Raw genomic sequence first — 17,484 nt, 5'->3', positions numbered from 1 at the left:
GTGGTGGCGCCTTCCGTTCGATGCGAAGCCGCAGGCGGCGCACGCTGTCGCGCCGCCATGGCCCCGGCGTGGTCGCGCGCGCTGGGAGAAGGGACGTTTGATCATGCTTGAGCTGCCGCAGGACATAGCTGGACTTCAGGCCCTCTACCGGAGTGGAGAGGTGACCGTGAGCGAGATCGTGGCCGCTCACCTGGAGCGCATTGAGGCCCTGGACCCCCAGCTCAATTCCGTCGTCACGCTCAACCGCGCTGCGATGGACGATGCCGCGCGCCTCGACGCCGGCACGACACCACCTGGCACGCTCTTCGGCGTACCCGTGGTGATCAAGGACAACATCGACACCGCGGGGATCGCGACCGCCAGCGGCTCGGCCGCACTCGCCGCCCATGTGCCCGCAGCGGACGCGCACCTGGTGGTCCGGCTGCGTGAGGCGGGCGCGGTGATCCTCGCCAAGACGGCGCTGCCGGACTTCGCCATGTCCTGGCACGGTCACTCGTCCCGCTCTGGTGTCACCCGTAACCCCTACGATCTCTCCCGTGATCCCGGCGGCTCCAGCAGCGGCACTGGGGCAGCAGTAGCGGCCGGCCTGGCGATGGCCGGCGTGGGCACCGACACCGGCGGCTCGATCCGCGTCCCGGCCTCCTTCTGCGGCCTGGTCGGAATCCGGCCCACCGTCGGCCTGGTCAGCCGCCACGGCGTCACTGCGCTGGTTCGCGAGCAGGATTCTCCTGGACCGCTGGCCCGCTCGGTCGCCGACGCCGCCACCCTCCTCGATGCGATGACCGGCTGGGATCCCGACGATCCCTTCACCGCCCTGGCCGCCCTGCCCCCACACCGTCGAACAGCGCAAGACCCGCTGCCGCCCGAGGCTCTCAAGGGGGCCAGGATCGGTGTGCTGCGCCAGGTGTGCGCGACAGTGCCCGGTGACGATCCCGACGTTGCGCGGGTGGTTGAGGAGGGCCTCATCGCGATGCGTGAAGCAGGAGCGTCGCTGATCGATGTCGGGATTCCGCGCCTGTCCGACCTGTTGCACCAAACGTTCATGTACCTGCGCCAGTCCCGCCGCGATATCAACCACTCACTGACACGATCCGGTGCCCCCTTCACCGACATTGCCGAAATCGTCGCCACCGGACGGCCAAGGCCCACCGACGCCCTCCTCCGCGCCGTCGCCAAGAGCCCCGAAGATCCCCACCACGACGGCGCCTACGGCCGCGGCCTCGAACTGCGCACCCACCTACAGCACCAGATCGCCGGCCTCTTCGCCCAGCACAAGCTGAGCGCCCTGTGCTATCCGAGCGTCAGGATCCCCGCCCCCTCCCGCACCGACATCGACGACGGGGCCTTCGACACGAACGCCCCCCACTCACGGCCCATGCCCACCAACACGCTCTTGGCCGCCCAGGCCGCCTTCCCTGCCGTCACCACTCCCACAGGCTCGACCAGCGGCGGCCTGCCTGTCGGCATGGAACTCCTCGGCCTGCCCCACCGCGACCGCGACCTGATCGCGCTCGCCACCGACCTGGAACGCATCACCCCCGCCCGTACCTCCCCCACGCCGACCGCCGGCCTTGGAAGCACCGCATGACGCAAACCGAACCTGGTCTCATCGACGTACACGCCCACTTCTCGCCGCCGACCACCCCCAAGATGCGGCAAAGGATCCTGGAGGCGAGCCACGCCAACAACTTCCTCGTGCCCGAACCGTACGAGTGGAGCCTGGACGCCACCCTCGACTTCATGGACGAGACCGGCACCGCCCTGCAGATGCTCAGCAACGTTCCCGCCGGGCACCAGCTCCTGCATACGTCCAACGACTACGGGCTGGAGATCGTCGCCAAGCACCCCTCACGGTTCGGTCTGCTGGCCGCCCTGCCGACCGACGACGCACCCGCCGCACTCGAAGAGACCCGACGCGTGAACGGCGCCGACGGCTGGGCGATGACCACCGTCTACAACGGACGCTCGCTGGCCGAGCCTCACCTCGGCCCGCTGTGGGAACGCCTCGACAGCCAGCACGCCGTGGTCTTTGTCCACCCCAACGCCTACGCCCCCTCCACCGCGGGTCTGCCCACACCACTGATCGAAGTCGCTTTCGACACAGGACGCACCATCACCGGCATGCTCTACGCCGGCGTCTTCAACCGATACCCCAACATCACCTTCGTCATCGCCCACGCCGGGGCCACCGTCCCCCTGCTGGCCGGACGCCTCTCACTCCTCGGCGCGGAAGCCTGGGTGCCCAATCCGCGCGGCCTGACCACTCAGGACATCCAAACCGCCCTCAGCCGACTCTGGGTCGACACCGCGGCATCCGCGAGCGACCAGCAAATCGCGGCCGCAGCGACTGTGTTCGGCGACACCCACATCGTCTACGGCTCCGACTGGGGCGTCGCCTGCACCAACACCGCATCGGCCAAGCGCAACCTCCACGCCCTGCACACCACCCTGGCCATCACCCCCGATGCCCGCGCCGCAATCCCCACCCGCGCGACCAAGCTGTTCCCCGAAGCAGCACGCCGCGCCCAAAGCGCCTGGATGTCATAGGGCGGGTTCATCACCGGCGGACAGGCTGCATCGGCCAGAGGGCGTCCAGGGCCGGTCACTTGAGCAGCTTCGCGGTGCGCTCAGGATGGGCGGCGGTGACGTAACGCATGGCGGTCTGCTCGGTGATGCCGAACAGGCGCATCAGCCGGAGCGGGTCGGCGCTTTCGGCCGCTTCGTTGAGGATGCGGTCTTGTCTCAGGCCGCTCGGCGTCAGCCCGCGGGGAGGGCTCCACTCAGGAGGCCAATGCTGACGGCCGGGTGGTCGGGGTCGACCGCGGTCTTCTGGCTGACCAGCAGGTGGGGATTGGACGAGGCCGGCCAGCGCTGGTGGCGGTAGGTCGTCCAGTCGGCGGCGAGTTGGTGTGTGAGGTGGGGTCAGTTGCAGCAGTCGCAGCCGGGGTGGCAGCCACAGGCGTCCGTTCCGGTGCCGGCGGACGGGACCGCCGCGGCGGCCGGGGTCGCGCAGCAGCCCTTGCCCTGCCAGGCGTCGCGGCCTTCGTTGACGGCGATGGCGGCGATGACCAGCGCGGCGATGGGGTCGGCCCAGGACCAGCCGAGGGTGGCGTTGAGGACCAGCCCGGCCAGGAGTACGGCGGACAGGTAGGTGCACAGGAGCGTCTGCTTGGAGTCGGCGACCGCGGAGGCGGAGCCGAGTTCGCGGCCCGCGCGGCGCTGGGCGGCGGACAGGAACGGCATGACCGCGAGGGAGAGGGCGGCGATGACGATGCCGGGGATGGAGCGGTCGGCCTCGCCGGTGCCGGTCAGCGCGCGGACGGCGTCGACGGTGACGTACGCGGCGAGCGCGAAGAACGACACCGCGATGATCCGCAGCGTGGTCTTCTCCCTCGCCTCGCGCGCGGCGTGGTCGGCCGCGGAGAACTGCCAGGCGACCGCGGCGGCGGAGGAGACCTCGATGACGGAGTCGAGGCCGAAGCCGATCAGGGCGGTGGAGGAGGCGAGGGTGCCGGCGGTGATGGCGACGAGCGCCTCGATGACGTTGTAGGTGATCGTGGCCGCGACCAGCAGGCGTATCCGGCGGGTGAGCGCGTCGCGGCGGGCCGGGGAGGGACCGAGGGATATCGGGATCTCGGCGGTCATGGTCAGCAGCAGTCCTTCTCGTCGGCGTCCCGGCAGGTGCGGTCGGCCTCCACGGCCACCATGGCGGTGCGCAGGTCGTCCAGGGCGTGGCCGAGGCGTTCATCGGCGAGTTCGTAGCGGGTGCGACGGCCGTCGGGCGCGGCGACGACCAGCCCGCAGTCACGCAGGCACGCCAGGTGATTCGACAGCCGGGTACGGGAGACGCCGAGAGCGTCGGCGAGGTCTGCGGGGTAGGCGGGCGCGTCGCGAAGGGCGAGCAGGATGCGGCAGCGGATCGGGTCGGCGAGCGCCCGGCCGAACCGGGCCAGCACCTCGACGTCGGAGGCAAGAGTCAGCACACCACGACAGTACATAAAGTCTTGAATTCAGAGAATCCTGAATCATCGCAAGGGGTGGGGTGGACACCCCCCATCCAGCGATCAGGTCGGACCGAGAACCGCCCGCGGCGCCACTACGCGAGAAGGGAGAAAGGAAGCCGCCATGATGGGTTGGATGATGAGCGGCATGATGCTCTGGTTCGTCTTGAGTGTCGTCCTGCTTGTGCTCGTGATCGCCGCAGGCGTCGCCGCCGGGCGCGCGCTCGTGCGCGGCCGCCGGACCCGCGGGGAGACGTCGAGCATGGTGCCCGATGAGGCCAAGGAGATCCTGCGCCGCCGTTACGCGGCCCGCCAGATCGACGAGGACGACTACCTACGCCGGATGTCCGGGATCGAAAGCCGCTGACGAGATCACCCTGGCCTGCTGCTCCACTGCTCTGCGCATGCGCCTTGGGGCTCCTGCCTGCTACTCGCTCTCTGAACCTTGAAGAACCTGCCTCTGGGAGCGAAGTCGCCCGGCGGTTCGGCGACAGGTGGGCCGCCTACGGCGCCCGCACCCGGCCTTCTGGCCCCACCCGGTCCGCCACCGCACGACCGCCCGGCCTGTGCTCACCACCAGCAACCGGCCGCGCCAGGTGACCCCAGTTGGCCAGGGTGAACAACCCTCCCTTTGCGGCGCGGCGCCGCTAGCAGTTCCCCATAGGCCGCGTACAGGTAGGTCACACCCTTTCCCTGTTGCGTCCTCCAGGAGCCCGTCCGATGAACGTCTACCGCTTCCTGCCCCGAGGCGCCGCCATGACCGCCGCCCCAGTGGTCACGGCACTCGCCCTGGCTGCCTGCGGCAGCGGCGGCAGCAACTCTGCCAGCACACCGAACCCCACAACCTCCGCGTCGGCCTCAGCGCCCGCCGGACGACACAACCAGGCCGACGTCACCTTCGCCCAGCAGATGATCCCGCACCACCGCCAAGCCATCGCCATGGCCAAGAAAGAGAAACAGCGCGGCGCTTACGGCCCCGGCAAGAAGTTGGCCGCCGAGATCATCACCGAACAAACCGCAGAGATCATCCAGATGCGAAGGATGCTGGGCACCAGCTCACCGTCCGCGACAACACATTGATGTCCGCTGACTCCCCGGACCGGCGGAGAGACCATACACCGTGGTCCCCGCCCCTCCTCGCCTTTACCAGACCTGTCCCGGCCCGGCACCGTCTCCGCCAACGATTCGGCCGACCGCCGAGCGAGGCCAGGCCCGTCGTGGTCAAGCTGCTGACCTTCATCCACCGGGCCCGGCCGCCGAAACTCCGGGAACGACTCCCAGGAGCGGCGAAGCCCACTACAAGGCCCGTCCGGCCCGAAGCCATGGGTGGCTCCGGGCCGGATCACTTCCACCTGTACGGGCCCGCGGCTACCCGTCCTCGCCGTCGTCGGTCTCGTCCCCGCTGTGCGGGTCGCGCAGCTCCCGCGGGCTCTGGCCCGGCGGCCGGGTGAAGGCGTACCGGTGACCGCTTCGCTGGCGAGGCAGATCAGGGCGCCGATGACGTCGAAACGGCCGGGGCGGTAACGTCGGCGATCATTCCCCAGGTGATGGAACCGGCGACGAAGATCCCGCCGCAGGCGTCGCGCTCGGGCCCTACGGTGCGGTGACTACCTTCCTGAACGAAGACAACTTCGGGCGCGTCCTGGCCACGTCGGCCTTCGATGGTGTCGTGCGGGACGGCCCAAACATCAAGGGGCGTCGGCGGACAGCCCCTGTACCGATTTTCACGCCCGCGGGGCGTCACCGCAGGTGAACGGTCGACTCCTATAGTTCATCAAGCCGCTCTGGCGGGGTCGGGCTGGGCCTTGATCATCTGGTAGATCTCCCGAGCGGGACACCGTTTGAGGCAGCGGATGAGCTCGTTCTTCGTCTTGTCCTCGCTTGTGCGCCGGGCCACATAGTCGATGGTCGGCTGATGGAAGCGCATGCGGACGATGACGACCCGGTCGCGGAGTTCAGCTTGCGGTGTCCGCGGCGGTTGAGCCGGTGCCGGTCGGTCTTGCCGGAGGAGGCCGGGACGGGACAGACACCGGCGAGCTTGGCGAACGCTGAAGGCTTGCCCCCGCCAGGGGCCAGACCTCAGAAAGCGGGAACTGGACACCGTCTACCGGAAGGCTTTCAAGGCCCGGGAACAGTTGACCCGTACGGCGCCTTGCACCAGCCTCGGCGGTCGCCCGTGGGCGGAGTCGCCTGAGAAGCCCCAGGTCACAACCGAAATCTGAAATCTTTGACGAACCCGGTGCGGTTCAGCCCGCGGCTACGCCAGCATCAGCACCGTCGTGAGGGTCACGAGCCGTGGGGTATTGGTCCACATATCCCCTCGGGACACAGACCATATTCCCAACTTGTGCGGGTCGAGCGTTGCCTCGGCCCGCACAAGCTGTTTTCCGGGCTCGTAGATCAGCTTTGTCATTCGGCGCTGGCCGGCGACCTGGCGTGACCGGCTGCAGCGGTAGTACAGGCGGTCCTGGCTCTGCCGGCCTTGCACCCGCCGTCCGCGGATCCCGCAGTCAGCAGTCCGCGGAAGACGTGCGGGTGGCGGGTGCGCTTGCGCTCGCGGGGTTCTTGCCCGCCAGCATCTGCTCTGCTTGTTCCAGACCTGGTGGCCGGTGCAGCGGGGGTTGGACATGTTGATTCGGTCAGTCCGATGCCGAGTCATCCGCCGCGTTCGCCAGATAGGCCAGATTGACGTCAATTAGGTGATCAAGTGCTTCTCTGGCGGCGGTCAGACTGTCAATTGTGGATGAAAGGCGGGTTCGCTCCTGATTCATTGCGGTCAAGGCTTGCCGAGCTCTGTCCATGTTGGGTTCCGTCATGCAGGGGACCATCTGAGCGATGGTCCTGCTGGACATTCCGGCCGCTAGGAATATCTGAATCAGTGCCACCCGATTGACGTGGGCGTCGTCGTAGCACCGCTGACCGCTCGGGGACCTTGTGCTGACCAGCAAGCCCTGCTGCTCGTAGTAGCGCAGTGATCGACGGCTTGCTCCTGTCCGGGCGGACAGTTCACCGATCCGCATCTCGACTCCTCATGTGCGTTGGGTCACAGCGACTTGCCCTTGACATCGATGTGAGCGTTTAGGTTAACCCCATGGCTTGCGGCCCGCTGTCGGGGGTATCCGGTCGCCGACCTCTCGCATCCGCCGGCACGAAAGGAAAAATTCCGTGATCAAGTTCGTTTTCATGATCAACCGTATCGATGGAATGACCTTCGAGGAATTCGTTGAGCATCACCGGGACCGCCACGCTCCGTTGTTCACTTCAATTCCGGAAGCGCGGCAGTACGTGAAGAAATACACCGTCTCCCACCCGGTACCCGCTGAAAGCTACCCGAGTCCCGCTTACGACGGCCTCACTGAGATCTGGTTTGAAAGCTGGGCAGATCACGACGCCTTCTTCGCGTCCAAGAATTACAAGGAGTTGGTTAATCCGGACGAGAGTAAGTTCATCGATATGAATTCGGTGGCAGTGATGGTCACTGAAGAAAGGATTGTGATCTAGCCCTCGCTGGTCGAAGCGCTACTTCTCCCAGAACCACCCATGGACGTAACCCCGCCTCAATGCACGATCCACTGCTGGAGTAGCGCGTCTGTGGGGGCTGAGCAGGGTGCGGCTTGTCGGTGGCAGGCCGCCCGCGGCGAAGTCCTCGCAGAACCGGTCCAGTCCAACACCTCGTTGTCCCAGGAGCAGGGAGGCTCCCGGGACAGGACAGGCGGCCTGCCCTCGTGCCCACGGTCGACCGTCAACGCGCCATCGCGGATCTCCAGGTCCAGGTACTCTGCGTTTCCCGTCATCCCCAGCATGATCCTTAGCCCCCACGCAGGGTCCCGCCCCAGGCTGAGGCGGACGCGGACATCGGCGGCGGCGCTCACGCCGCCGAGTACGGACATCGTGTCCGGCTGCGTCGTGCAGACCTTCTGCCACGTGTTCGCGTGCAGCTCGGCCAACTCGCGAGCCGGCGCCTGGTGCGGGCTTCCGTCGGGCCGCAGGGTGATCTCCCGAGGGAGGGTCAGGGTTCCTGCCCAACCCGCCTCCTTGCTGCACGAGGAATCGCGGGCTTCCCACGACCAGCCCCACAGGAGCCATCGCCCCTCCGGAGCGCGCAACAGTGCGGGGGCATAGAAGTCCGGTCCGTGGTCGAAGCGGGCCGCGTCCTGGAACCGGAAGCCGCCCCTCTCTCGCCGGCCGGTCCACGCCACTACGTGGGACGGGCCCGTGCGCTGGTACCAGGCACTCGTCAGCCGGTTGTGGGCGCTGCGGCGGGATCGTTCCGGGTGGAGTGTCGCGGAGCGCCTTTTGGGAGCGGTGAAGAGAGTCATCGGACGGCGCGCTCCTCACGGCCAAGCCGGCGCTGGACCAAGGTGCCGACGAGAACGAACAGGAAGAAGACGACGGCGATGGCCCACGCCTGGCCGATCATGCGCCGGGTGTATCCGGTCTGGAGCAGTTGCAGCATCATCGTGCGAGTCGAGTCCGTCGGCCCGCCCGGGAACTGCGGCATCATGTACACCTGGTCGAAAAGCCGGAAGGCGAAGATCGCCGTCACGTTGATCACGAACACCAGGGTGTTGCGCAGGCCCGGCAGCGTGACATGGCGGAACTGGTGCCAGGCGTTCGCCCCGTCGACCCGGGCCGCCTCGTACAGCGAGGCGGGGATGGCCTGGAGACCGGCCAGGAAGATCACCATCTGGAACCCCACGCCCTGCCACACCGAGGTCAGGACGATCGCGGGCATCGCCCAACTGGTGCTGGACAGCCATCCTGGCTGGAGATGGCCGAAGGACTAGGTGCCCAGTACTCCGTTGACCAGACCGGAGTCGGGCAGGAGCAACGCCTTCCACACGACGGAGGCGACGGCCATCACGGTGACGGTGGGCAGGAAGTAGACCGTGCGGAAGAAGAGCCGCAGCGGCAGGCGCCGGTTGACCAGGACGGCCAGGGTCAGGGCGGCGGCTGTCTGTACGGGCACGACGACGACTGCGAAAAGAGTGTTGTTGCCGAAGGACCGCCAGAACTCCGGGTCGGTGAAGATGCGCCGGTAATCCTCCAGGCCGGTGAATTGCACCGGGAACGGTGAGGACAGCCGCTGGTTGGTGAAGGACAGGACCACGGCGGAGACGAACGGGAAGATGAGGAAGAGGGCGAGCAGGAGCGCTCGCCCCGACTGCCGGCAGTGTGGCTCCGGACGGCGTCTGGTCCGGAGACTCGGCTCTCGACGAGAGCGGCGTCCCCGTCCTGCTGTTCACCGCCGGCAACGACTCCCAGCGCCCCAACCAGGCGGTCGGCCTCGCCCGCCCCGTCGACCCGCTCGATCCGGACTTCGTGGAGTGGACGATGCACCCCACCCTCGTGATCAGCCAACGCGCCGACCTCGACGTCGGTGTGGGCCGCAAGGTCCGCTTCGGAGACTTCCGGGACCCTTTCGTCTGAAAGGAAGGAGACACCTGGCTCCAACTCGTGGGCTCCGGCGTCCAGAACTCCTCGGGCACCGATGTCGGAGGTACGGCTCTCCTCTACACCTCCAAGAACCTCACCGACTGGACGTACTCAGGGCCGCTGATGGTCGGGGACGTGGCCGCGTACCCCAGGACGGGCCAGGTGTGGGAACTGCCCACCTTCCTGCCGATCGGCGAGGACGCGCAGGGCCGCGAGCGTCGTGCACTGCTGATCAACCCGGCTTTCCCAGCAGGCCCCGGCGAGTACAGCAGCAAGTACGTCTTCTACTGGGTCGGCACCTGGGACGCCCAGACACACACCTGGACCCCCGACACCACGGAACCGAAGCTCCTCGACTACGGCGACCACTTCACCGGCCCCAGCGGAACAGTGGACGACAAGGGGCGCTCCCTGCTCTTCACCATCGCACAGGACCGGCGTTCGGAGCAGGCACACTACGACGCGGGCTGGGCACACAACGCCGGTCTACCGGTCGAACTCTCCATGCGCCCCGACGGAGACCTCAGCTTCAAACCGGTCGCCGAAGTCACCCGGCTCCACGTCGGCGCTCCACTGCTGACGATCGGCCAGAAGACGTCCATCGCCGACGCCAACGCCCTCCTCTCCCGCATCGAGGGAGACGTGCTGCACATCAAGGCGACGCTGGAGGCCGGTAGCGCCGACAGGTTCGGCCTCGATGTGCTGCGCAGCCCGCAGGGCGAGGAGAGGACCCGACTGTTCTTCGACACCGCCGTCTCACAACTGGGGGTGGACCGCACGCGGTCCGGGAACAACTCCAGTGCCCAGGGGGATCTGGGGATCCAGCGGGGCCCTTTGACGCTCACGAACGGCACGCTGTCCCTGGAGGTGTTCGTCGATCGCTCGATCATCGAGGCGTACACTCTGGGGTTTTGGGTCGAGCCCCCCTCGGACAGCAGCTATCGCCCACTGCCTTCATGGTGGTCGTCATCGTCCTCGTGGCCGTCTTCGGGTTCATCGTCATCGTCGTCCCGGGAAGGACTGGTCGTGCTGGGACTGGCTGACGGCTGTGGTGCGGTCGAGGCTTGCGGCGGGATGGGTTCGTTGGTGGTGGGGTCCGCGGGGGCGGTGATCGAGGCTTCTCCTCCCGCGGGTTGTGTGCCGCCGGTTGAGAAGGAGACGGTGTCGGTGACCATTGACATGGCGAGGAGCGAACCGGCGAGGACTACGGCGGCGACGGCCGCGGTGATGGCTGTGGCCTTGTGGTCGCCCAGGCGGTTCCAGAGGGATTCGTCCTTCGGCTCCGGGCGGTCGAGCTTGGTCTGTGGCTCTGTGGAGGTGCTGGTGGGCCACGCTTCCGCGATGTCGCGGGTGGTCCCGTGGGTGATGGCTCGGGCGTCATCGGGGTCGCCGGCCGGTGATGCGGTCTCACCGCTGGTCACGCTGATGATGGCCGTGTCGTCCAGATCATCGGGAGCGGAAGACCGGCCTCGGGCTTCAGGGTCGGGTGACACATCTCCTCCTGGAGGTCAGTAGGACGAGGGCTGTGCGGCAGGCTTGTGGAAGCGGGGAAAGGCGGCTGGGGAGAGAGCCACCGACTGCTGATGGCTTCGCCGGAGTCCTTGTGTGCCTGTTGTGGGCGCGGTGTGGGTCTTCCGGCGAGGTGGGGGAAACGTCGACCACTTTAGGTGCCCGTGGGGTAGGGCAGATACAGCGGTGATGCAGGGCATGGTTAAGGATTGGCCAACCTCCCCCGGGGGTCAGCCTGCGGTTCGGCCGGCGGTGGGCTCGTTGGGGAGGAGGGTGCCGGCCTCGCTGACGGGTGGGGCGGTGTGGTGTTGCTCGGCGGGTCGGGCTCGGCGGGCCCGTGCCGTGATCAGCGCGGACATGGTGACGGCGGACAGTGCGGAGACGGCGCCGCCGAGGATGAGGCTGTAGCGGGCGCCGAGGGTGTCGGAGACGAGGCCGACCAGGGGTGCTCCCAGGGGGGTGCCGCCGAGGAGGACGAGGAGGTAGACGGACAGGATGCGGCCCCGGAGGGCGGGGTCGGCGTGGAGTTGCGTCATGGCGTTGGCGGTGGTTGTCACGGTCACCGAGGCGAGGCCCGTGGGGATGAGGAGGGCCATGAAGGTGTCGTAGTCGGGCATGAGTCCGACGGCTGCTTCCAGGAGGCCGAAGACGACGGTGGACATCACCAGGCGGTGTGCGGTGGGCGGTTTGCGCCGGCCTGCGCCACGGACCGCGCCGATCAGGCTGCCCACGGCGTAGGCGGCGGACAGATAGCCGTAGGCGGCGGCGCCGGAGTTGAAGACGGTGATGGCGACCAGGGAGATGGTGACCTGGAAGTTCAGTCCAAAGGTGCCGACGAAGGCGACGACAGTGATCGGCAGTAGCAGGTCGGGAGTTGTTCTGATGGCGCGGAAGGCGTCGGCCAGGCGGGCGTTGCCGCGTTTGGGCCGGCGGGGGGCGTGCAGTTCGTCGGGGCGGATGGTGATCAGCCCGTAGAGCACGGCGAGGTAGGACGCGGCGTTGGCCAGGAACACCGGTCCGGTTCCGGCGGCGGCGACGGCCAGGCCCGCCACGGCGGGGCCGAGGATGCGGGCGACGTTGAACTGGGCGGAGTTCAGGCTGACCGCGTTGGCGAGGCGCTCTTTGCCGACCAGTTCGGAGACGAAGGCGTTGCGCGCCGGGGAGTCCAGGGCGGTCGCCGTGCCCAGGACGAAGGCCAGGACGTACACGCTCCCCACGTTCACCGCGCCTGTGATGGTGAGGACGCCCAGGAGCAGGGATTGCAGGCCCATGGCGGTCTGTGTGGTCAGCAGAAGGCGGCGTTTGGCGAAGCGGTCGGCGATGACGCCGCCTGAGAGCCCGAAGAGGGTCTGGGGCAGGAACTGCAGCGCGGTCAGAATCCCCACCGCGCCACCGCTGTTTCCGGTGAGCTGGAGGACCAGGAGGTCCTGAGCCGCACGCTGCATCCAGGTGCCGACGTTGGAGACGAGCTGTCCGGCCAGGTAGCGGCGGAAGTTGCGGGCGCCGAGCGTGGCTATGGCTTCGCTCGGGGCCCGCCGCCTGCCGCCCTTGCGGACGCGCCGGTGCTTGCCGCCCTTGTCGGGGGCGGCAAGCACCTCGCGCAGGGTGCGCGCCCTGTCGCTGCCGGGGAGGTGGCGGTGCATGGTCATGGTCTTCTACGCGGGGGAGGTGGTGGGCACCGGCGCGCGGTCCAGGTGATGGAAGGACGGGGCGGGATGCATGAGGAACTCGTGGTGGGAGATGTTCCAGGCGTAGGCGCCGGCCATGGCGAACGCGATCCGGTCACCGGCGCGCAGACGATCGACGGGGACGCGCTGTGCCAAAACATCCTTGGGGGTGCACAGTTGCCCGACCAGGGTGACGGGCTCGCTGTGAGCCTCCGGCCGGTCCCAGGCCCGGTTCCACGCATCGGCGGGGAGGATCCGGAACGGCTGGTCGTGCTGCTTGGTGGCAGGGGTGCGCAGATGGTGGGTTCCGCCGCGCAGGACGGCGAACGCCTGGCCGTGGCTGCGCTTGAGGTCGAGGACCTGGGTGACGTACCAGCCGCAGTAGACGGTGACCGAGCGGCCGGGTTCGATCCGCACGGTCAATCCGGGGTGGCGGGCCAGGAGCCGGCGCAGCCCGGCGCCGAAGGCAGGCCAGTCGAATTTCTGGTCCGGGCGGGCGTAGTCGACGCCCATGCCGCCGCCGATGTTGACCTCGGCCAGTTCGACGCGGTGGGCGTGTGCCCAGTCGCGGGCCCGGGAAAGGACGTCGTCGGCCAGGGCGAGGTGGGCGGTGGCGTCCAGGCCGCTGGCGAGGTGGACGTGGATGCCGCGCAGCCGGATCCGCCGCTCGGCGGCGATGATCGTCAGGCATCGGTCGAGGTCGGCCGGGTCCAGGCCGAAGGGGCTGGGCCGTCCTCCCATGGCGAGTGCCACCGGGCCGAGGGCGATGGGCAGGTTGACTCGCAGCAGGATGTCCACGGTGCGGTCAGCCAGCAGGGTGGTGAGCAGGCGCAGTTCCTGCTCGCTCTCGATGTGCAGCCGTTCCACACCCGTGTCCAGAGCCTGGGCGAGTTCACGGGGGGTTTTGCCGGGGCCGCCGAACGCGATCGGTGTGTCAGGGAAGAGCCCGCGAACGTGGCGTAGTTCTCCACCGGAGGCGACTTCGAAGCCGTCGACGTGGTCACCCAGCACGCTCAGCAGCCTGGGGTCGGAGTTGGCCTTGGCCGCGTACAGCAGTTCCACGCGCTTGGGCAGCGCGGCGCGGATGGCACGGGCGTGCTCGCGTAAGGCATGCAGGTCGTAGACGTAGGCGGGCAGGTTCTCGTCGGCCAGAGCGCCGATGTGGCGCACGACTTCGTCCCTCATCGGGTCGCCTCCGGGGTCGCGTCGCGGGTCACCTTGCGGGGGAAGCCGACGCCGAGCGGGCTCGGCAGGGGAACATACCCGGCGTGCCGGTCGGCCTGGCGGGACCAGCGCAGCAGAAGGTTGGCCTTGGCCGGGAGCGGTACGCCCGACAGCAGGGCGCGCAGCCGGGGCGGGTCGCCCGCGGAGCGCGCGTAGGTTTCGAGGTGGTCGTGGACCAGTCCCCACAGGGCGGGCTCGAGGGTGGGGTCGGTGTCGGCGAGAGCGGCGAGGACTTCGGCGGTGTGGTTGACCAGCAGGCAGTAGGCGACGCGGTTCCAGCCCCGTTCGGCGTCGTAGGTGAGCGGGCCGCGGACGTCCTCGGGCAGGTCGGTGAGCGCCTGGCGGTGGTGGTCGGGCAGGAGCTTGGTGCCTTCCAGGTCGCGGAAGAGCATCTGGGCCGGGGTGCCGTCGTCGCGGACTCCGACGAGAACGTTCTGGAGATGCGGTTCCAGGACCACGCCATGGGCGAAGTAGGCGGTCAGCACGGGCGGGAGCAGCAGGCCGAGGTAGGCGTCCCACCAGGCGAGGGCGTCGCCGGCGCCGCGGGCGAGCAGGTGGGAGACGTGGGCGGCGCTGGTGGGGTGTTCGTCCGCGACCGCGGCCGCGAGTAACGGAGTCACCCCTGGCTGGAGATGGCCGCGCAGGCCGGTCCGTACGATGACGCCGAAGCCCTCCAGCAGGGCGGTGTCGTCGCCGAGGGCGATGGTGCGGTAGCCGGGCTCGGCGAGCAGCGCGCACCCCGGGTGGTCGTCGCTGATCCGGCTGAAGAGCGGCCCCAGCAGGTGGTTGAGGGCGACGGCGCCGGACAGCTCGTAGTCGGCGTTCTTGCGTACGCAGTTGGTCAGGCGCACGTTCAGGCTGAACTTCAGGAACGTGTCGGCCTCCGGCTGGTACAGGGTGCGCACCGATGCGGTGGGCGCGAAATCGGGGCCGGCGGTGCCGGTGTCGACGATGTCCCCGGCGGCGATGGCCGCGCGCAGCCCGGGGTGGCCGCTCAGCAGCCGGTACTGCCAGGGGTGCACGGGAAGGGTGACGAAGCCGGGGCGGTCCGACGCCCGGTGCAGGGCGTCCAGCAGCTGCGGATCGCCTTCTTCGCGTACGAGGTGGCGGCGGACGGCCAGGTGGCGCAGCGGGAAGCGGGTGCCGGTCTCCGGACCGTATTCCAGCCAGTCCTCCGGCTCGCCGGTGCGGGCCTTGGGTGTGGGGTGGAAACGGTGGCCGAAGACCAGGGACTGCTCCGACTCCAGGTACGGGTCCGTCGGCGGAGTCCGGCCGGCACGCTGTTCCAGCACGGCACGCTGTTCCAGCACGGCGCGGATGGTCTCGCGGCTGTCGGTGACCTGCTCCAGGAATTCCTCATTGGTGACCCCGGTGCGCAGCTCCAGCTCGTCCTGGATGTAGCCGGCCAGCTCGCGCCAGCTCACGGTGGTCCAGGTGGTGCCGTCGTACCGCTGGACGGGGCCGGCGAACCGGTGCGCTCCGATCAGCGAGACGCGGCGCAGCGGAACGCGCAGCAGGATGTCGCGGCGGGGCAGCCGCAGCAGCAGGGTGTCCTGGTCGACGGTGACCTGGCGTTCGGGTGCTGACACCTCGCGGATGAGGCAGTTGAGCAGGGTGTGCGCGGTGACGTCGTCCGCGGCCAGGGCATGACGGCCGGTCGGCGCGGCGGACGTGGTGGTACTGGGGACGGGCATGCGGTGCGGCTCCAGTGCGTGCGTCGGGGCGAGGGGGTGTTGGGGGATCACGGGGGTCAGCAGGGGCGGGCCATCGGGTTGGGGACGGGGATCCACTGCGCCGTACCGGGGTTGTCGGCCAGCCGCATGGCGATGGTCGCCTTCAACGGCAGCGTGTCGCCGAAGAAGACCGCGGCGTCGCCGGTGGTGGAGGGCAGCTCGTCGTAGACGCGTCGGCCCACTTTCGCCACCGCCGCCCACAGGTCCTCGGGATCGGCGCCGCGGGTACGGGACAGGACGTCCACCAGTTCGCTGAAGACACCACTGAGCAGGCCCCCGAACAGCTTCGTGCGCAGGGCGTTCTCGTCGTCTCCGGCCCGGCTGCCGGCCAGTGGGGGCAGGGTGAAACCGTGTGCGGCCAGCCTGCCGGGGTGGATCCGGACCCCGTCCAGGTCGCGGTAGAGCACCCGTACCGGCCGCCCGTCCCGCAGGGCGACGAGGGTGTTCTGGCCGTGGGCCTCCAGCGCCACGCCCATCGACAGCAGCGTGAGGGCCGGGGGAAGGACGAGCCCGGCGAAGTCCGCCAGCCAGCGCACCGGGTCTCCTGCCACGACGGCGGCCCCGGTGGCGTGCACAGCGGTGAGCGGTACGGCGATCTCGCCGGGCCCGAGGTGGCGTTCGCTGGACTCGCGGACCATCGCCGCCAGGTTCGGCGACGGTTCACCGTTCACACGTACGGTGCCGCCCGCGAGTTCGCGCAGCACTCGCAGGCTCTCGCCGTACCCGGCCTTGTCCACGACCGCCGAGACCAATTCGGACAGCGGTGGGCCGTCGGCGACCTCGGCCGGGGAGATGGTGCGCCGGTAGTTGGTGACCTGCACATCCAGGGCCGTCTTGATGTGACAGCCCGGTAAGGCGTCCCGCGGCTGAAACGTCCGCATGGACAGCAGCGGCCGGGCCGCGATCGTACGGTCCGCCGTCACCGTCAGGTCGGTGTGACGAGCCGCGATGTGGTCGCGCTGCCAGGGGTGGAGCGGCATCAGGAACGTGTCGCCATCGCGCAGCTCGGGCGGCCAGTCCCCGGTGCCCTGCCAGCGGCTCGCGGGGACCGCGAGCAGGGCCAGCTCGACCCTCGGATGGTGTTCGGGCGCGTAGGCGAGCACCTCGGCCACGGACAGACCGGTGCGGGTACGGCAGCACGGGTGCTGCGGATGGCCGTCGATCACAGCCTGCTCGGCGTCGGCCGAATCGCCGATGGCCCGCGTGGTGGGGTCGGCGTTCGCGGCGCGGGCGAGGGCGAGGTTGGCCACGCTGTTGTCGAGTTCGGCGGCCAGCCGCTCCACTGACGCGGTGTGCCGCCCCAGTGCCCCGAGGAGACGGGCCGGTTCGGTGATCGGCCCGTCGGGGCCGGTCACGGTGAAGTCCTCCGGGACGGTGGCGAACCGGTCGGCGACGGATGACGGGGCGGTGAGCCGGGTTCCGTTCTCCAGGGTGATGACCACGGTGTCCGCCTCGTGCCGTCGGCCGGTGATACCCGGAACGGGGTCGCGGGAGAAGGCTCCCCAGAGTCGGCCGAGCACCGTCGCCCGGGCACCCGGGAGGTGAACGGTGAACGGCTCGATCAGGTCGGGGCGAATCAGCCGTAGTTCGTCGATCGTCGTTTGTGACATGGGCACCGTCCGGTTGAGCGGAGGAGAAAGGAGGGAGCCGGGGAAACCGTTGTGGTCGGCGCCGACACGCGGTGGTGATAACCGGGGAATTCCCGGAGAGGGGCTTCTTGTCCTGATGAGCGGCGCATACGAATTCCGCGGGTTTCCCGTGCTGTCATCGACATTACGGGAGGCGGGGTAAATGACGATCCAGTGCACACACAGCGGCGAAGCAAGAACCATCAAGCGTTTGAGTCGATCTGCCGTCTGCGGCGGAGGACCTGAAAGCCGGCGAGGGGTGTGTCAGGGCCGCTGACAGCCATGA

The 17,484-nt window shown here is 68.8% G+C and carries 18 protein-coding genes and 1 pseudogene; 7 read left to right on the top strand and 12 right to left on the bottom strand.

Going from position 1 to position 17,484, the window contains the following annotated elements; translation table 11 throughout:
- The first annotated feature begins 166 nt into the window (after positions 1-166).
- Positions 167-1,588 carry an amidase gene (locus ACZ6TD_RS12200; RefSeq protein WP_471353384.1) on the top strand — a complete coding sequence of 474 codons (1,422 nt, stop codon included), beginning with the start codon at positions 167-169 and terminating at the stop codon, positions 1,586-1,588.
- On the top strand, positions 1,585-2,547 hold the full coding sequence (locus tag ACZ6TD_RS12195) for an amidohydrolase family protein (RefSeq protein WP_471353382.1): 963 nt from the start codon (positions 1,585-1,587) through the stop codon (positions 2,545-2,547). Before ACZ6TD_RS12200 ends, ACZ6TD_RS12195 begins: the two co-directional genes overlap by 4 nt.
- 375 nt (positions 2,548-2,922) lie before the next feature.
- On the opposite strand, the gene ACZ6TD_RS12190 is transcribed toward ACZ6TD_RS12195, so the two are convergent.
- Together ACZ6TD_RS12190 and ACZ6TD_RS12185 are read right to left on the bottom strand one after the other, a co-directional pair.
- On the bottom strand, positions 2,923-3,645 hold the full coding sequence (locus ACZ6TD_RS12190) for a cation efflux transmembrane domain-containing protein (RefSeq protein WP_471353380.1): 723 nt from the start codon (positions 3,643-3,645) through the stop codon (positions 2,923-2,925).
- A gap of 2 nt (positions 3,646-3,647) precedes the next feature.
- Entirely contained in the window at positions 3,648-3,983 is a 336-nt protein-coding gene (locus ACZ6TD_RS12185; RefSeq protein ID WP_471353379.1) for an ArsR/SmtB family transcription factor, read from the bottom strand.
- Between the two features lie 154 nt (positions 3,984-4,137).
- Between ACZ6TD_RS12185 and ACZ6TD_RS12180 the strand changes: the two genes are divergently transcribed.
- Both ACZ6TD_RS12180 and ACZ6TD_RS12175 read left to right on the top strand, forming a co-directional pair.
- Positions 4,138-4,368 carry an SHOCT domain-containing protein gene (locus tag ACZ6TD_RS12180; RefSeq protein WP_471353377.1) on the top strand — a complete coding sequence of 77 codons (231 nt, stop codon included), beginning with the start codon at positions 4,138-4,140 and terminating at the stop codon, positions 4,366-4,368.
- 353 nt (positions 4,369-4,721) lie between these two features.
- A complete protein-coding gene (locus tag ACZ6TD_RS12175) occupies positions 4,722-5,081 on the top strand; it encodes a DUF305 domain-containing protein (protein ID WP_471353375.1) in 360 nt (119 codons plus the stop codon).
- 694 nt (positions 5,082-5,775) lie between these two features.
- On the opposite strand, the gene ACZ6TD_RS12170 is transcribed toward ACZ6TD_RS12175, so the two are convergent.
- From ACZ6TD_RS12170 to ACZ6TD_RS12160, 3 genes and pseudogenes are all read right to left on the bottom strand, one after another.
- Positions 5,776-5,928, bottom strand: coding sequence for a hypothetical protein (locus ACZ6TD_RS12170; RefSeq protein WP_471353374.1), 153 nt, complete (start codon positions 5,926-5,928; stop codon positions 5,776-5,778).
- Positions 5,929-5,984: 56 nt separating this feature from the next.
- Positions 5,985-6,077: pseudogene (locus tag ACZ6TD_RS12165) on the bottom strand (hypothetical protein); the annotation flags it as partial.
- A 563-nt stretch (positions 6,078-6,640) separates the two neighbouring features.
- The gene (locus ACZ6TD_RS12160) at positions 6,641-7,021 is read right to left on the bottom strand and encodes a MerR family transcriptional regulator (RefSeq protein ID WP_471353372.1); all 381 of its coding nucleotides are present in this window, start codon (positions 7,019-7,021) and stop codon (positions 6,641-6,643) included.
- A gap of 145 nt (positions 7,022-7,166) precedes the next feature.
- Here ACZ6TD_RS12160 and ACZ6TD_RS12155 point away from each other — a divergent pair, with 145 nt between their 5' ends.
- Positions 7,167-7,502, top strand: coding sequence for an EthD domain-containing protein (locus ACZ6TD_RS12155; RefSeq protein ID WP_471353371.1), 336 nt, complete (start codon positions 7,167-7,169; stop codon positions 7,500-7,502).
- Between the two features lie 56 nt (positions 7,503-7,558).
- On the opposite strand, the gene ACZ6TD_RS12150 is transcribed toward ACZ6TD_RS12155, so the two are convergent.
- Genes ACZ6TD_RS12150 through ACZ6TD_RS12140 form a run of 3 tightly spaced genes read right to left on the bottom strand, consistent with a single transcriptional unit; the run spans position 7,559 to position 9,111 of the window.
- A complete protein-coding gene (locus ACZ6TD_RS12150) occupies positions 7,559-8,320 on the bottom strand; it encodes a glycoside hydrolase family 32 protein (protein ID WP_471353369.1) in 762 nt (253 codons plus the stop codon).
- Positions 8,317-8,736 carry a carbohydrate ABC transporter permease gene (locus ACZ6TD_RS12145; protein ID WP_471353367.1) on the bottom strand — a complete coding sequence of 140 codons (420 nt, stop codon included), beginning with the start codon at positions 8,734-8,736 and terminating at the stop codon, positions 8,317-8,319. The genes ACZ6TD_RS12150 and ACZ6TD_RS12145 overlap by 4 nt, the downstream gene beginning before the upstream one ends.
- A gap of 48 nt (positions 8,737-8,784) precedes the next feature.
- Positions 8,785-9,111 carry a carbohydrate ABC transporter permease gene (locus tag ACZ6TD_RS12140; protein ID WP_471353365.1) on the bottom strand — a complete coding sequence of 109 codons (327 nt, stop codon included), beginning with the start codon at positions 9,109-9,111 and terminating at the stop codon, positions 8,785-8,787.
- A 65-nt stretch (positions 9,112-9,176) separates the two neighbouring features.
- Between ACZ6TD_RS12140 and ACZ6TD_RS12135 the strand changes: the two genes are divergently transcribed.
- On the top strand, positions 9,177-9,431 hold the full coding sequence (locus tag ACZ6TD_RS12135; RefSeq protein WP_471353363.1) for a hypothetical protein: 255 nt from the start codon (positions 9,177-9,179) through the stop codon (positions 9,429-9,431).
- A gap of 27 nt (positions 9,432-9,458) precedes the next feature.
- The gene (locus ACZ6TD_RS12130; protein WP_471353361.1) at positions 9,459-10,952 is read left to right on the top strand and encodes a glycoside hydrolase family 32 protein; all 1,494 of its coding nucleotides are present in this window, start codon (positions 9,459-9,461) and stop codon (positions 10,950-10,952) included.
- A 224-nt stretch (positions 10,953-11,176) separates the two neighbouring features.
- Here ACZ6TD_RS12130 and ACZ6TD_RS12125 read toward each other — a convergent pair whose 3' ends face one another.
- Genes ACZ6TD_RS12125 through ACZ6TD_RS12110 form a run of 4 tightly spaced genes read right to left on the bottom strand, consistent with a single transcriptional unit; the run spans position 11,177 to position 17,180 of the window.
- Positions 11,177-12,595 carry an MFS transporter gene (locus ACZ6TD_RS12125; RefSeq protein WP_471353359.1) on the bottom strand — a complete coding sequence of 473 codons (1,419 nt, stop codon included), beginning with the start codon at positions 12,593-12,595 and terminating at the stop codon, positions 11,177-11,179.
- Positions 12,596-12,601: 6 nt separating this feature from the next.
- Positions 12,602-13,798 carry a type III PLP-dependent enzyme gene (locus ACZ6TD_RS12120; RefSeq protein WP_471353357.1) on the bottom strand — a complete coding sequence of 399 codons (1,197 nt, stop codon included), beginning with the start codon at positions 13,796-13,798 and terminating at the stop codon, positions 12,602-12,604.
- Complete coding sequence (locus tag ACZ6TD_RS12115) at positions 13,795-15,531, bottom strand: IucA/IucC family protein (protein WP_471353355.1); 1,737 nt, start codon at positions 15,529-15,531, stop codon at positions 13,795-13,797. Before ACZ6TD_RS12115 ends, ACZ6TD_RS12120 begins: the two co-directional genes overlap by 4 nt.
- A 56-nt stretch (positions 15,532-15,587) precedes the next feature.
- Complete coding sequence (locus tag ACZ6TD_RS12110) at positions 15,588-17,180, bottom strand: IucA/IucC family protein (protein WP_471353353.1); 1,593 nt, start codon at positions 17,178-17,180, stop codon at positions 15,588-15,590.
- Positions 17,181-17,484: the final 304 nt, after the last annotated feature.

The sequence above is a fragment of the Streptomyces yongxingensis genome, assembly GCF_055597465.1.
The sequence above is the reverse complement of the archived record's forward strand: the minus strand, read 5'-3'. Positions and strand labels throughout refer to the sequence as shown.

Coding starts and splice junctions, on each gene's coding strand:
- ACZ6TD_RS12190 (WP_471353380.1), bottom strand. CDS start 3,645: ATGACCGCCGAGATCCCGATATCCCTCGGTCCCTCCCCGGCCCGCCGC.
- ACZ6TD_RS12195 (WP_471353382.1), top strand. CDS start 1,585: ATGACGCAAACCGAACCTGGTCTCATCGACGTACACGCCCACTTCTCG.
- ACZ6TD_RS12110 (WP_471353353.1), bottom strand. CDS start 17,180: ATGTCACAAACGACGATCGACGAACTACGGCTGATTCGCCCCGACCTG.
- ACZ6TD_RS12150 (WP_471353369.1), bottom strand. CDS start 8,320: ATGACTCTCTTCACCGCTCCCAAAAGGCGCTCCGCGACACTCCACCCG.
- ACZ6TD_RS12145 (WP_471353367.1), bottom strand. CDS start 8,736: ATGCCCGCGATCGTCCTGACCTCGGTGTGGCAGGGCGTGGGGTTCCAG.
- ACZ6TD_RS12120 (WP_471353357.1), bottom strand. CDS start 13,798: ATGAGGGACGAAGTCGTGCGCCACATCGGCGCTCTGGCCGACGAGAAC.
- ACZ6TD_RS12125 (WP_471353359.1), bottom strand. CDS start 12,595: ATGACCATGCACCGCCACCTCCCCGGCAGCGACAGGGCGCGCACCCTG.
- ACZ6TD_RS12160 (WP_471353372.1), bottom strand. CDS start 7,021: ATGCGGATCGGTGAACTGTCCGCCCGGACAGGAGCAAGCCGTCGATCA.
- ACZ6TD_RS12115 (WP_471353355.1), bottom strand. CDS start 15,531: ATGCCCGTCCCCAGTACCACCACGTCCGCCGCGCCGACCGGCCGTCAT.
- ACZ6TD_RS12180 (WP_471353377.1), top strand. CDS start 4,138: ATGATGAGCGGCATGATGCTCTGGTTCGTCTTGAGTGTCGTCCTGCTT.
- ACZ6TD_RS12170 (WP_471353374.1), bottom strand. CDS start 5,928: ATGCGCTTCCATCAGCCGACCATCGACTATGTGGCCCGGCGCACAAGC.
- ACZ6TD_RS12175 (WP_471353375.1), top strand. CDS start 4,722: ATGAACGTCTACCGCTTCCTGCCCCGAGGCGCCGCCATGACCGCCGCC.